The sequence below is a fragment of the Amycolatopsis mediterranei genome (assembly GCF_026017845.1).
Lineage (GTDB): Bacteria > Actinomycetota > Actinomycetes > Mycobacteriales > Pseudonocardiaceae > Amycolatopsis > Amycolatopsis mediterranei.
Genome location: NZ_CP100416.1, coordinates 5,811,296 through 5,824,275 on the forward strand (window position 1 = coordinate 5,811,296; position 12,980 = coordinate 5,824,275).

The 12,980-nt window shown below is 71.8% G+C and carries 16 protein-coding genes; 7 read left to right on the forward strand and 9 right to left on the reverse strand.

Going from position 1 to position 12,980, the window contains the following annotated elements; all coding sequences use genetic code 11:
• Nucleotides 1-42: 42 nt before the first annotated feature.
• The 4 genes from ISP_RS26035 to rpmG form a co-directional block, all read right to left on the reverse strand.
• A complete protein-coding gene (locus ISP_RS26035) occupies nucleotides 43-1,935 on the reverse strand; it encodes a vWA domain-containing protein (protein WP_013226828.1) in 1,893 nt (630 codons plus the stop codon).
• Nucleotides 1,932-2,993 (reverse strand): ATP-binding protein, encoded by a 1,062-nt coding sequence (locus ISP_RS26040; RefSeq protein ID WP_013226829.1) that lies wholly within the window; start codon nucleotides 2,991-2,993, stop codon nucleotides 1,932-1,934. Before ISP_RS26040 ends, ISP_RS26035 begins: the two co-directional genes overlap by 4 nt.
• 116 nt (nucleotides 2,994-3,109) lie before the next feature.
• A complete protein-coding gene (rpsN, locus tag ISP_RS26045) occupies nucleotides 3,110-3,415 on the reverse strand; it encodes a 30S ribosomal protein S14 (protein WP_013226830.1) in 306 nt (101 codons plus the stop codon).
• A complete protein-coding gene (rpmG, locus tag ISP_RS26050) occupies nucleotides 3,415-3,582 on the reverse strand; it encodes a 50S ribosomal protein L33 (protein ID WP_013226831.1) in 168 nt (55 codons plus the stop codon). The genes rpsN and rpmG overlap by 1 nt, the downstream gene beginning before the upstream one ends.
• 193 nt (nucleotides 3,583-3,775) lie before the next feature.
• Here rpmG and ISP_RS26055 point away from each other — a divergent pair, with 193 nt between their 5' ends.
• The 3 genes from ISP_RS26055 to rpmF are packed head-to-tail and all read left to right on the forward strand — an operon-like array spanning nucleotide 3,776 to nucleotide 4,319.
• Nucleotides 3,776-3,931, forward strand: coding sequence for a hypothetical protein (locus ISP_RS26055; protein WP_014467189.1), 156 nt, complete (start codon nucleotides 3,776-3,778; stop codon nucleotides 3,929-3,931).
• Nucleotides 3,928-4,182, forward strand: a complete 255-nt coding sequence (locus tag ISP_RS26060; RefSeq protein WP_013226832.1) for a type B 50S ribosomal protein L31 — start codon at nucleotides 3,928-3,930, stop codon at nucleotides 4,180-4,182. Before ISP_RS26055 ends, ISP_RS26060 begins: the two co-directional genes overlap by 4 nt.
• Entirely contained in the window at nucleotides 4,182-4,319 is a 138-nt protein-coding gene (rpmF, locus tag ISP_RS26065; protein WP_013226833.1) for a 50S ribosomal protein L32, read from the forward strand. Before ISP_RS26060 ends, rpmF begins: the two co-directional genes overlap by 1 nt.
• A gap of 261 nt (nucleotides 4,320-4,580) precedes the next feature.
• Here the strand turns inward: rpmF and ISP_RS26070 are convergent, their stop codons facing one another.
• Nucleotides 4,581-4,877, reverse strand: a complete 297-nt coding sequence (locus ISP_RS26070; protein ID WP_013226834.1) for a hypothetical protein — start codon at nucleotides 4,875-4,877, stop codon at nucleotides 4,581-4,583.
• Between the two features lie 144 nt (nucleotides 4,878-5,021).
• Here ISP_RS26070 and ISP_RS26075 point away from each other — a divergent pair, with 144 nt between their 5' ends.
• Genes ISP_RS26075 through ISP_RS26090 form a run of 4 tightly spaced genes read left to right on the forward strand, consistent with a single transcriptional unit; the run spans nucleotide 5,022 to nucleotide 8,145 of the window.
• Nucleotides 5,022-5,456: a MarR family winged helix-turn-helix transcriptional regulator gene (locus ISP_RS26075; protein ID WP_034284623.1), complete on the forward strand. Its 435-nt coding sequence runs from the start codon at nucleotides 5,022-5,024 to the stop codon at nucleotides 5,454-5,456.
• Nucleotides 5,453-7,123, forward strand: a complete 1,671-nt coding sequence (locus tag ISP_RS26080; protein ID WP_013226836.1) for an MFS transporter — start codon at nucleotides 5,453-5,455, stop codon at nucleotides 7,121-7,123. The genes ISP_RS26075 and ISP_RS26080 overlap by 4 nt, the downstream gene beginning before the upstream one ends.
• On the forward strand, nucleotides 7,120-7,860 hold the full coding sequence (locus tag ISP_RS26085) for a dienelactone hydrolase family protein (RefSeq protein ID WP_013226837.1): 741 nt from the start codon (nucleotides 7,120-7,122) through the stop codon (nucleotides 7,858-7,860). The genes ISP_RS26080 and ISP_RS26085 overlap by 4 nt, the downstream gene beginning before the upstream one ends.
• A 12-nt stretch (nucleotides 7,861-7,872) precedes the next feature.
• Nucleotides 7,873-8,145, forward strand: a complete 273-nt coding sequence (locus ISP_RS26090; RefSeq protein WP_013226838.1) for a DUF6295 family protein — start codon at nucleotides 7,873-7,875, stop codon at nucleotides 8,143-8,145.
• 3 nt (nucleotides 8,146-8,148) lie between these two features.
• Here the strand turns inward: ISP_RS26090 and ISP_RS26095 are convergent, their stop codons facing one another.
• From ISP_RS26095 to ISP_RS26110, 4 genes are all read right to left on the reverse strand, one after another.
• On the reverse strand, nucleotides 8,149-9,564 hold the full coding sequence (locus ISP_RS26095; protein ID WP_013226839.1) for a pyridoxal phosphate-dependent decarboxylase family protein: 1,416 nt from the start codon (nucleotides 9,562-9,564) through the stop codon (nucleotides 8,149-8,151).
• A complete protein-coding gene (locus tag ISP_RS26100; RefSeq protein ID WP_013226840.1) occupies nucleotides 9,551-10,864 on the reverse strand; it encodes an MFS transporter in 1,314 nt (437 codons plus the stop codon). Before ISP_RS26100 ends, ISP_RS26095 begins: the two co-directional genes overlap by 14 nt.
• 121 nt (nucleotides 10,865-10,985) lie before the next feature.
• Nucleotides 10,986-12,011, reverse strand: coding sequence for an LLM class F420-dependent oxidoreductase (locus ISP_RS26105; protein ID WP_013226841.1), 1,026 nt, complete (start codon nucleotides 12,009-12,011; stop codon nucleotides 10,986-10,988).
• 9 nt (nucleotides 12,012-12,020) lie between these two features.
• Nucleotides 12,021-12,938 carry an oxygenase MpaB family protein gene (locus ISP_RS26110; RefSeq protein ID WP_013226842.1) on the reverse strand — a complete coding sequence of 306 codons (918 nt, stop codon included), beginning with the start codon at nucleotides 12,936-12,938 and terminating at the stop codon, nucleotides 12,021-12,023.
• Nucleotides 12,939-12,980 lie beyond the last annotated feature (42 nt).

Sequence of the window (12,980 nt, forward strand, 5' to 3'; positions counted from 1 at the left end):
GGAGTTTATTGGGGGTTCACTCCCGCGCCAGCCCAGCGTGGGTCACGCCACCCGGAACACCGGCCCGCGGGCCACGAACGGCAGCCGCGCGCCCCGCGGCACCAGGTACGCGTGCTCGCGGCGCGGCCGGACGTGGTCGCACGCGGCGTCGGTGATGATCAGGATCGGCCCGTCGGCCGGGAAGTCGGGGGCGCGCTGCAGCAGGTCGACGCCGGGCTGCAGGACCGTCCCGCCGCGCCCGCGCACCTTGACCCGGCCCGCGATGTCCTCCACCGCGAGGTAGCCGGCGTCGTAGGCGACGGCGTCGCAGAACACCACGCGCGCCGCCGGGACGTCCCGGGCCAGTGCGTACGACGCGATCGCGCCCAGGGCCTTGCCGAGCAGTTCCGCGTTCATCGACCCCGAGGTGTCCAGCACCACGCCGAAGGTGACACGCCGATCGAGGCGTTCCGGGCGGACGCGGCCCGGCCGCGGGATGTCCGGCGACGCCGACTGGCGACGGGAGGCCCGCGCGTAGCTGCGCACCGGCAGCTCCACCCGGACGTGCTCGTCGAACCAGCGGGCCAGCTGCGCGTCCCACGGCAGCGGCGGGTGGTCGAGCGCCCGGATCTCCTGCTCGAGCCCGGCCGGCAGCAGCCCGCGGCCCTGGGCGTGGTGGTACTCGAGCCCCTGGGTGAGCGCGCGGCGGTAGAACTCGTCGAGGTCGACGCCGCCGGCCCGGTCGCCCGCGCGCCACGGCAGCGGCTTCGCCTCGGCCCGCTTCGACGACCGGCGCTGCACCGCGTCCGGTTCGGTCAGCCAGTCGCCCAGCACGTCCCCGGCCTCGCGCGAGCCGAGGGTCAGCAGCTTGCGGGCACGGCGGATGTCGGTCGTCAGCGTGTCGTACACCGACTCCGCGGACATCCCGGTCAGCTGCTGGTCGTGCAGGACACCGTGGGGCAGCTCGCCCACGCCCATCGAGACCAGCCAGCCGTTGATCACGTAGTCGCAGGCGACGTTCCACAGGTACGGGTCACGGCCCAGCGCCCGGCGGTCGTGCCGCAGCGCGGCGTGCAGCATCTCGTGGGCCAGCACGAACCGCCATTCCTCCGCGGTCAGCGCCGCGCTCGGGTTGACGTAGATCTCGCCGTGCTCGGCGTCGACCGCCGCCAGGGAGATGTCCCACGCCCGGGCCACCTCGGTGTCGACGATCAGGGTGAACCCCGCCGCCACCGCGCCGAGCAGCGGGAACGACGAGACGAACCACGCCAGCGCGCGATCCCACTCCCCCATCGCCCGGCGGTGCCGGGTCTGGCCGTGCGCGTCGGCGGCGCGTTCCATCGCCTCGGTGGCCGAGGCGATCAGCCCGCGGGCGAAGCGTTCCGTCCACGGCTGCGGCTTCCCGTGGTACTGCAGCTGCCAACGGGACATCGGCTCCGCGAGCGCCAGGCACGGCCGCGCACCACCGGTGCCGAGGCCCTTGAACGGCTCCGGGATCCCCCTCTCGCGCCACGCGCGGACGAGGGCGAGCTCGTCGGTGCCCGGCAGCTCGGGCAGCGCCACCACCGGCGTCCCGGTGTGGACGGCCTCGGCGAACCGGTGGACGGCCACGCAGCACGCGGCGGCGTACGCCGGATCGATTTCGAGGTGCGGCGTCACGGCGTCCGCGTCGTCGAGGGTCTCGTCGTCGAGGTGGCCGAGGCCGAGGTGCAGCAGGAGATGCGCGAACACCCAGGCCCACTCGCCCGGTTCGGCGTCGCGGGCGCGGTTCGCGGTGATGACGCCGCGATCGGTGACGACGGCCCAGCTGCCGGTGCCGGTCAGGCTCTCCTGGCCGAGGCTCGCGCCCCGGGCGAGGTGGTCCAGGACGGTGTTGGCGCGCACCGCGGCCCAGCCGTCGGCGATCGCCTTCTGCCGGCGCTCCCGGCGGCGGGCCTCCGCCCGCGCGTTGCTCATGCGCGCGCCGCGACCAGCCGCGGGAGGTCGCGGGCCGCCTCGACCAGGAACCACGACGGCAGCCGCGGGTTGCCTGCCTCGTCGTCGGCGATGACCAGCTGCGCCATCTCCAGGGAGATTTCGGCCAGCTCCACGAGCAGGCTCTTCGCGCGGAAGGCGAACTGGCGCACGGCCGCCGACGCGTGCCGCTTGTCCGCGGGCAGGTCCTTGACCAGCCGCGCGCGGAAGGTCTCGGCGAGGAAGTAGAGCAGGTCGCGGTCACCCGGTTCGGCCGGCCAGCGCGCGTCGCCCTTGAGGATCGCTTCCAGGTCGAAAGCGTGCCGGGCCACCTTGAGGTAGGCGCGGAAGGCGCCGGCGTGGGCCGGGGTGAGGGTGGCGTACGCCAGCAGGGCGACCGTCTCGTCGTCGGCCGGGTCGCCGGCGGAGTGGAGCAGGTCCGAGAGCATGTGCCAGGACCGCGGCGTCGAGAACGGCTCTTCGGTCTTCGGCGGCGGGCTCCACAGATGGTCCGGCCGCTGGGTGAGGTACTCGATCACCCACGGGTGGATGCCGTTCCCGGCGGCCCAGGCGAGCCAGTCGGCCGGCGCGGCGCGCAGGTGGACGTGGACCAGGCGGTTGACCAGGGCCGAGGCCATCGGCCGGGCCAGGGCCTGGTCGGTGGCGCGGTTGCCGGCGCCGATCACGACCGAGCCCGGCGGCAGCTCGTAGGAGCCGATGCGGCGGTCGAGGATGAGCGAGTAGAACGCCTTCTGGACGTCAGGCCCCGCGGCGTTCAGCTCGTCGAGGAACAGGCAGTACGGCTCGTCGCGGGCGATCTGCTCGGGCGGGCAGAACCGGCTGCGCCCGTCGACGATCTGCGGGACGCCGATCAGGTCTTCGGGCGCGAGCTGGGTGCCCAGCAGCGAAACGCAGTCGAGCCCCAGCGACGCCGCGAACTCGCGCACCAGCGAGGACTTCCCGATCCCGGGCGCGCCCCAGAGGAACACCGGCCGCACCACGGCGGTGGTGAGCAGGAGCTCGGGCAGCCGGGCGGGCGTGACCGTGAGCTGGGCGTGCAAGCGTGGACCTCCTGATCGTCAGGACATCCTCGTGCGACGCCCCCTTTCGGACGCCCATGGTCGCGCACCGCCCGGCGTGCGCGCATCCGAATATCAGCGGCGGGCCGGAAACCCGTTCACCAGCTCGACTTCGTGACGCCGGGCAGCTCGCCGTTGTGCGCGGCCTGCCGCATCTTCACCCGCGACAGCCCGAACTTCCGGAGGTAGCCGCGCGGACGGCCGTCCGCGGCGTCGCGGTTGCGGATCCGCGCCGGGCTCGCGTCGCGCGGCAGTTTCTGCAGCGCGACGACCGCCGCCGCCTTCTCCTCGGGCGACGAGCCGGGTGCGGCAACGACGGCCTTGAGCGCGCGACGGCGTCCGCCGAACCGGGCGGCGATCACCTTCCGCCGCTCGTTCTTCGCGATCTTCGACGTCTTGGCCATCAGCGCTCTTCCTTGAACTCGACGTGCCTGCGCGCCACGGGGTCGTACTTGCGCAGGACCATCCGGTCCGGATCGTTGCGGCGGTTCTTCTTCGTCACGTACGTGTAGCCGGTGCCCGCGGTGGACCGCAGCTTGATGATCGGCCGGACGTCGGTGCTCTTCGCCATTACAGCTTCACCCCTTCGCCTTCAGCTCGGCGACGGCGGGTAAGGACCCTGCCGAGTTGATAGTGGTTATCATTGTCATCTACTCTACGCACCGTACCCCGCCCGTATTCCCGGAGGGAGTGGACGGACGCCTCCCCCCGAGCGCCGCACGCCGGCGTCCCTGCGCTGGGACCCGGCGCAGGAACTCGTCATCGTGACGCACCAGACAACGCCCGGCGAGATCGACGTGGCCCTGCGCGGCGCTCTACTGACCGAAGAAGAACTGGCCGCCGGATCCGAGGAGTGGCTGCGTCACCCCGACCCGGCGCGCCACGACGCGATCGCGGCGAACCGAAAGGAAGACCGATGAAATCCGGCATCCACCCCGACTACCACCCCGTGGTGTTCAAGGACTCGTCGACCGGCGACAGTTTCCTGACCCGCTCCACCATCACCTCCGAGAAGACGATCGAGTGGTCCGACGGCCGCACCTACCCGCTCGTCCTGGTCGACATCAGCTCGTGGTCGCACCCGTTCTGGACCGGCACCCAGCGGATCATGGACAGCGCCGGCCAGGTCGAGAAGTTCCACCGCCGCTACGGGAAGCGGGGCGACCGCTGATGGCCGTCGCCAAGCTGAAGCTGTCCCGCAGCACCACGCGGTCCCGCCGGTCGCGACGGAAGGCGGCCGTGCCCGACCTCGTGCCGATCAAGGTGGACGGCGAGGTCCGGCTGGTGAAGCACGTCCACCTCGGTTGACCGCGGCGGAAGAATGGCGGCATGGACGGGCGGCGATACCTGGAGAAGCTGATCGCCGACAGTCTGGGCGCGGGCAGCCGCCAAACGGGCGGCAGGCGGATTTCGACCGGCGAGATCCGCGGGGTTGTTGGCCTGGCGGCCGCGGGCGACAACGGCGCACGTTCGAACCCGGGCCGCCGGAAGGGGCGCGGGTGCTCACCCTGGCCGCCGAGTCCTCCGGCAGCCGGGGCACCGTCGTGATCCCGCTGCCCGGCTGAGGCGTCAGTGGTCGTCGTAGTGGTCCTCGTGGACCGCGTGGCGGTGGCCGTCGTGCAGGTAGTCGACGTGGTCGCCGTGGGGCACCGCCACGTGGCCGCAGCCGTCGCCGTGGGCGTGTTCGTGGCCGGTGTGCGGCACGTGCCCGGCGATTTCGCACTCGTCGAAGTGGCCGTCGTGGGCGCGATGCAGGTGCCCTTCGTGCACGTAGTCGATGTGGTCGCCGTGCGGGACCGCCGCGTGGCCGCAGCCCTCACGGTGGACGTGGTCGTGGCCGGCGTGCTGCACGTGCAGCATGGTCATCGGCTGCCCCCTTCTCGATGTGTGTCCACTTCGGACGGTAACACCGGATGCTCCACCCGTCCGGGCGAAAGCTCCCGGCTCACCCGATAGCGGCCGATCCGTCCGAGTTGATAAACCCAGGTTTATCAGTCTAGGTTGACGATCGTGACGGACCAGGAGCTCTTCCAGGCGAGCGCCGACCTGCGGGTCGCGCTCGGCCGGCTGGTCCGGCGGCTGCGCCAGAGCTACGTCGCCGGCGAACCGACCCTGCCCGAACGCTCGGTTCTGTCCCGGCTCGACCGCGAGGGCCCGGCCACCCCGGGCTGTCTCGCCGACCTCGAACGGGTCAAGCCGCAGGCCATGGGCGTCACCCTCGCCGGGCTGGTCGAACGCGGGCTGGTCGAGCGGCGCAAGGACGACTCCGACGGCCGCAAGGTGCTGATGTCGGTCACCGAAACCGGCGTCAAGCTGCTCACCGACCGGCGCTCGCAGACGACCCGGCAGATGGCGGCCGTGCTGGCCGGGAAGTTCACCGCGGCCGAACAGCGCGCGCTGATCACGGCCATCCCGCTGATCGAGCGGCTGGCGGACGAGCTGTGAGCTACAAGTGGATCGCGCTGTCGAACACCACGCTCGGCGTGCTGATGTCCGCGCTCGACGGCTCGATCGTCATCATCTCGCTGCCGGCGATCTTCCGCGGCATCGGGCTCGACCCGCTCGCCCCGGGCAACATCGGCTACCTGCTCTGGATGATCCTCGGCTACCTGCTGGTGCAGGCGGTGCTGGTGGTGACGCTCGGGCGGCTCGGCGACATGTTCGGCCGCGTCAAGATGTACAACCTCGGGTTCGTCGTGTTCAGCGCCGCGTCGATCGCCCTCTCGTTCGACCCGTTCCACGCCGGCGCCGGCGCGCTCTGGCTGATCGGCTGGCGGATCGTGCAGGCCGTCGGCGGGTCGATGCTGACGGCGAACTCGGCGGCCATCCTCACCGACGCCTTCCCGGCCCGGCAGCGCGGGATGGCGCTGGGCGTCAACCAGATCACCGCGCTGGCCGGGCAGTTCCTCGGCCTGGTCGTCGGCGGGCTGCTGGCCGAGATCGACTGGCGCGCGGTGTTCTGGGTGAGCGTGCCGTTCGGCCTGCTCGGCACGATCTGGTCGATCCGCAGCCTCCGCGAGGTCGGGACACCGCAGCGCGCGAAGATCGACTGGGGCGGGAACGTCACCTTCGCGGCGGGAACCGCGCTGGTCCTCGCCGGGATCACCTACGGCATCCAGCCCTACGGCGGCGCCGCCACCGGCTGGGGCAATCCCTGGGTCCTCGGCGGGATCGGCGCCGGCGTGCTGCTGCTCCTGCTGTTCGGCGTGATCGAGACGCGCATCGCCGCGCCGATGTTCCAGCTGACCCTGTTCAGGATCCGCGCGTTCGCCGCCGGCAACATCGCCGCGTTGCTGACTTCGGTCGCGCGTGGTGGCATGCAGTTCATGCTCATCATCTGGCTGCAGGGGATCTGGCTGCCCCTGCACGGCTACGACTACGAGCGGACGCCCCTGTGGGCGGGCATCCACCTGCTGCCGCTGACCGTCGGGTTCCTCATCGCCGGGCCGGTGTCCGGGTACCTGTCCGACCGGTTCGGCGCCCGGCCGCTGGCCACCGGCGGGCTGCTCCTGGTCGCCGCGGCGTTCCTCGGCCTGCTGGCCCTGCCGGTGGACTTCTCCTACCCGGCGTTCGCCGCCCTGCTCGTGCTGAGCGGCATCGGCCAGGGCATGTTCGCCGCGCCCAACACCTCGGCGATCATGAGCAGCGTGCCGACCGAGCAGCGCGGCGTCGCCTCCGGCATGCGGGCGACGTTCCAGAACTCCGGGACGTCGCTGTCGATCGGCGTGTTCTTCTCCCTGATGATCGCCGGGCTGGCCACGTCGCTGCCGCAGACGCTGACGGGCGGCCTGCAGGCCCACGGCGTCCCGGCGCCGGTCGCCGACGGCGTCGCGCAGCTCCCGCCGGTCAGCACGCTGTTCGCCGCGTTCCTCGGCAGCAACCCGGTCGGGCACCTGCTCGGCCCGGACGTCCTTTCCGGACTGGCGCCGGCCGACCGGACCGCCCTCACCGGCGGCGAATTCTTCCCGCGGCTGGTCTCCGGCCCGTTCCACCACGGCCTGGTGGTCGTGTTCACCGCGGCCGCGGCGATGGCCGTCGTCGCCGCGATCGCGTCCGCTTCACGCGGCGCACGGCAGCTCCACCCACTCGAGGAAGCGAAGGAGAACCGATGACCGACGAGATCATCGCCGGCACCGTCACCATCACCGGCCACGGCGGGGACGAGCTCGAGGCCTACCTGGCCAAACCGACCGACGAGACCCCGCGCGGCGGCGTCGTGGTGATCCACCACCTGCCCGGCTACGACGCGGCGACGAAGGAGATGGTCCGCCGCTTCGCCGTCGAGGGCTACAACGCGCTCTGCCCGAACCTGTACACGCGGGAAGCGCCGGGCGCGGACCCCGACGACGCAGCCGCGACGGTCCGCGCGGCGGGCGGCATCCCGGACGACCGCCTGGTCGGCGACGTCTCGGGCGCGGCGGACTACCTGCGCGCGCTGGAGAACGCGAACGGCCGCGTCGGCGTCATCGGGCACTGTTCCGGCGGCCGCCACGCGTTCCTCGCGGCCTGTTCCCTGGAGCTCGACGCGGCGGTGGACTGCTACGGCGCGTTCGTCGTCAACGACCCGCCGGAGGCCATGAGGCAGATGAAGCCGCTGCTCGGCCTGACACCCCAGCTGTCCTGCCCGCTGCTGGGCATCTTCGGCGCCGAAGACCAGTTCCCGGGCCCGGACGAGGTGGCCGTGCTGGCGGCGGAGCTGGAAAAGCACGGCAAGGAGCACGAGTTCCATACCTACGCCGACGCCGGCCACGCGTTCTTCGCCGTCGACCGCCCGAGCTACCGTCCCGAAGCCGCGAAGGACGGCTGGGAACGCATCCTCGACTTCTACGCCCGCACGCTCACCGCCTGAAAGGACCCGCCGATGTGCACTTACCTGACGGAGAAGTTCGCGCTCGAAGGCAGCGGCAAGGGCGCCCGCGGCTGGTTCCGCCTGAACGAAGGCACCGTGTACGTCGACCACCCGGTGCACGCGCCCTACGCGCACACGGTGAACATCGACTTCCGGAACCCGGCCCTGGGCGCGTCGGCGCGGGTGGCGGTGGAGCTCACCGAGGAGGACGCGCTGGCCCTGGCGGACGCGATCCACGCGGCCGTCAAGTCGGCTCCCGCCGGACTGGCTTCCCGGAACCAGTGAGATTCAGGGCGTGTAGAGGGCGCCCAGGAACTCCAGGAGGAGGCGTTCGCGCAGCGGCGCGGGAGCGGTGGCGAGGAGGGCGTTGATCGGGGCCATCCGGTCCGGGAGACCGGCCGCGCCGCCGAGGCCGGCCGCCGCGAGGAGGCCGGCGAACTGCTCCGATGTCAGCGTCGCCGGGTCGAGTTCCGCCACGAACTCGGCCACGGCGGCGTCGACGACCACCGGGCCCGCCGCCCGCGCCGCGTCCACCGACGCGGCCAGGTCGGTCAGGAACTCCTTCTCACTACCGTGGTTGGCCGCCGTCACCGTCAGGTGCAGGTTGACCGGCGACGATTCGAAAGCGAACTGCGGCTGGACGTACCAGCCGCGCGCCTTCATCTCGTCGGCCACCGTGAACAGGTCGAAGCCGTCGTCGCCGGTGAACGCGATCAGCGTCGACACCGGGTCGCCGAGGATCCGGAGGCCGGGCAGTCCGGCGATGCCGGAACGGATGCGGGCGGTCGCTTCCCGGGCGGCGGCCGCCAGCTTCAGGTAGCCGTCGGAACCGAGGTGGTTCACCACCGCCCACGCGGCGGCGAGCGGGCCGCCGGAGCGCGTGCTCTGGATGGTCGTGTTCAGCATCGTGTAGCCCGGCCAGGCCGCGCTGGCGAAGTAGTGTGTGCGCCGCAGCTCCGCCGAGGCGTGCAGCAGCACCGACGTCCCCTTCGGACAGTAGGCGTACTTGTGCAGGTCCACCGAGATGCTCGTGACGCCGGGGACGCGGAAGTCGAACGGCGGCACGTCCGCGCCGAGGCGGGCGAAGTAGGGCAGCACCCAGCCGCCGATGCAGGCGTCGACGTGCAGCCGGACGCCCCGCGCCGCAGCCGCCGCCGCGATCTCGGGCACCGGGTCGAGCACGCCGTGGGCGTACGACGGGGCACTCGCCACGACCAGGACCGTCGAGTCGTCGATCGCCGCGGCCATCGCCGCCGGGTCGGCGCGGAAGGTCACCGGGTCGACCGGGACGTCGATCCGCCGCAGCCCGAACAGGTGGGCCGCCTTGTGGAACGCCGCGTGCGCGGTGGTCGGGAGAACCACCGAAGGCGAGGCGATCTCCGGGTGGGCGTCCCGCGCCGCGAGCACCGCCAGCAGGCACGACTCCGTGCCACCGGAGGTCACCGAACCGACCACGCCCGGGACGTCACCCAGCAACCGGGACGCCGCCAGCACGAGGTCGTTCTCCATCTTCAGCAGGCTCGGGAACGCCGTCGGATCCAGGCCGTTGGCCGACGACGCGAGCGCGTGCGCCGCCGCGCCGAGGAAGTCCACTTCGGACAGCCCGCTGTCGTAGACGTAGGCCAGGGTCCGGCCGCCGTGCGTCGGCAGGTCGCCCGCGCGCAGCTCCCGCAGCGCCGCGAGCACGTCCTCAGACGGGTTCACGGCGCGGCTCCAGCACCTTGCGCCGCAGCAGGGGCAGCGCCAGCGCGATCAGCACGCCGGGGACGATCGACGCCCCGACGAGGATCGCCACGATCGCGCTGTGCGGCTGCGCCGCGGTGGCGTCCGTGCTGGACACGTATCCGCCGAACGCCAGGATCAGCGCCCAGAGACCGCCGCCGAAGGCCAGCCCGAGGGTCTCCCCCGCGGTCCACACCCCCGCCGCGATCCCCGCGCGGGTTTCGCCGGTGCGCTCCTCTTCGGCGGTGATCAGGTCGGGCAGGATGGCCAGCGGGAACACCGAAATCCCGGCGTACCCGACCCCGCAGAGCGCCACGAAGACGAACGAGACGACCAGCGGGATCTCCTGGGCGAAGACCAGGCCGAGCAGCCCGATCGCGAAGGCCGCGGTGGCCAGGCGGAAGCCGTTGAGCTTGCCGACCCGGTCGCCCAGCCGCGGCCACAGCGGCATGGTGATCAGCGCCGGGCCGACGAAGATGACGAACAGGATCGTGCCGTAGGCGTCGTTCCCGAGGATGCGCTGGGCGAAGAACGGGATCGCGGCGAGCACCGTGCCGATGCCCAGTGCCTGGATGAAGTACGTGCCGAGCAGCCAGCGGAACGGCCGCCAGGCGGCGAGCGTGCGCACCAGCTCCTTCAGGTTCACCGTGTTCGGCCGCAGCGAGCCGACCGGGGCGTCCTTGAGCCCGAAGTACACGAGCAGCGTCGCGACCAGCACGATCAGCCCGATCACCACGGCCATGATCCGGTAGCCGGCGACCCCCTCGATCCCGGCGGTGATCGCCGGGGCGCCGCCGCCGCAGATCAGGATCGTCACGGCCAGCACCCCGATGCGGACGCTGGTGAGCTTCGTCCGCTCGGTCGCCGACTCGGTCAGCTCGGCGGGCAGCGCGTTGAACGGCACCTGGAACAGCGCGTACGCCGTGGCGCAGAGGGCGAACGTGATCGCCACGTACAGCGCGTCCGGCAGCGGGCCGCCGAACCCGGGGTGGGCGAACATCGCCGCGAACAGGATCGCCACGCCGATGCCGCCGATCAGCAGGAAGCGCCGCCGGCTGCCGGTCTTGATCAGGTCGGCGTCGGACATCCGCCCGGCGATCGGGTTGAACAGCACGTCCCAGGCCTTGGGCACGAACACGATCGCGGCGGCCCAGCCGGCGGGCACGGCCATCGTGTCGGTCAGGTACTTGACCAGCACCAGGCCGGGGACGGTGCCGAAGGACCCGGTGACGAACGAGCCGAGCGAATAGCGGAACCTCGTCCGGCCGGACAGCGTCGCCATGATCCTCCTCGAAACGGCGTACCGGGTGCAGGCCATGAGTATTCGATCTCGGCGCGCACCCGGTAGTGGTCGAGGGGAATCGTGCCATCGTCGTGACCAAGGCCACGACGGGGCCCGCCGGTCAGCGCAGAGCGCCGGCGATCTTCTCCAGCGTGGCGGCGTCACCGCGCAGCAGCAGCTGGGTGACCACCGTCTCCTCCCAGGCCTGCAGCTCGTCGCGGATCTTCGCCGGCGGCCCGATCAGCGAGGTGTCCTCCACCAGCGACGTCGGGATCGCCGCGGCCGCCTCGTCCTTGCGGCCGGCGAGGAAGAGCTCCTGGACCTTGTCGGCCACGTCGCCGTAGCCGAGCCGCGCGTAGACGTCGTGGTGGAAGTTGACGCTCTTCGCGCCCATCCCGCCGATGTACAACGCCAGCGACGGCTTGATCCAGCCCGCCGCCTCCTCGACGTCGTCGTGCACGATCACCGGCAGCGAGCACGGCACCTCGAACGTCTCCAAGGTGTGTCGCGCGCCCGGCCGTGAGAAGCCCTCTTCGAGCGCGGCCTTGTAGAAGCCGTTGCTCTTGGGCGAGAAGAACAGCGGCAGCCAGCCGTCGCCGATCTCCGCCGCGAGGGCCACGTTCTTGGGGCCTTCGGCCGCCAGGTGGATCGGGATGTCCTTGCGCAGCGGGTGCACCGTCGGCTTCAGCGGCTTGCCGAGCCCGGTGCCGCCCTTGAACGGCAGCTGGAAGTGGTCACCGTCGAGGGTCACCGGCGCTTCGCGGGCGATCACCTGCCGGACGATGTCGACGTACTCGCGGGTCCGCGCGAGGGGCTTCGGGTACGGCTGGCCGTACCAGCCCTCGACGACCTGCGGGCCGGACGCGCCGAGCCCGAGCACCATCCGGCCGCCGGAGAGGTGGTCGAGGGTCAGGGCGCTCATCGCCGTCGCCGTCGGCGTCCGCGCGGCCATCTGGACGATGTTCGTGCCGAGCCGGATCCGGCTGGTGGAAGCGCCGTACCAGGCCAGCGGCGTGAACGCGTCCGAGCCGTACGCCTCCGCGGTCCACACCGAGTCGAAGCCGAGTTCCTCGGCCTTGAGGACGGCTTCCAGCGCACCCGGGGTCGGGCCGCTCTGCCAGTACCCGACGTGGAATCCCAGCTTCACGAATGCCTCCTAGACGTTCGGCGCGTAGTGCTCGGGTTTGCCCCGCTCGGACAGCGGCGGCAGGTTCCTGCGTGGAGTTTCGACCAACGGCGCGTCCGCAGCCACCTCGCCGCGCTCGCGACGCCAGCCGGCGCGCGCTCGCGGGTGGTAGCGGCGGTCGTGCGGGACTAGCGTGAACACGGCGTTGACCAGCTTCCCGAACCGCCGGTGCCGCCGGGCGTCGCGTCCGGTCCAGCGGAAGCCGAGCAGATCGCGGACCTCGCGGTCGTACAGGCCGATCGTCAGCCACACGAAGTTGCGCGCGACCACCCGCTGGACCGGCCGCCACAGCGGATCCGGCAGCCAGGGCAGGAACGGCGGCTTGCCGAGCCCGCGGATGTCGAGGACGTCCCGGGTGGCCTTGTTGTCCTCCAGGACCTCGGTGCACATGTGCTTCCAGTAGCGCTGGAAGTCTTCCCAGCTTTCCGGCACCGGCCGCATGGTCATGTCGTACATCCGCCACCAGCGGACGTGCTCGTCGAACAGCTGCCGCTTTTCGGCCTCGCCGATGCCGCCCATGAAGTGGTCGGCGATGAGGATCGTGCTGACGAAGAACGTCGCGTGCGCCCAGTAGTAGGTGTCGGGGTCGAGCGCGTGGTAGCGGCGGCCCTGTGCGTCGACACCCTTGATGCGGTCGTGGTAGCCGCGGACTTCGAGGGCGGTCCGGTGGGCGCGCGGGCCGTCGTAGACGACCCCGCCGATCGGGTAGAGCGAACGGAACAGCCGCTGCCAGCGCTCCTCGAAGAACCGCGAGTGCTGCTCGACGCCGGCGCCGAGGCCGGGGTGCATGTTCTGCATGGAGCCGGCCCACAGGCCGATCAGCAGGCCGCGCCAGTCGCCGAAGTACTTCCACGTCAGCGAGTCGGGCCCCAGCGGTGGGGGTGTCATCGGCGCACTCCTCGTCGAGTCCAAACTGACTACGGCTGTTGT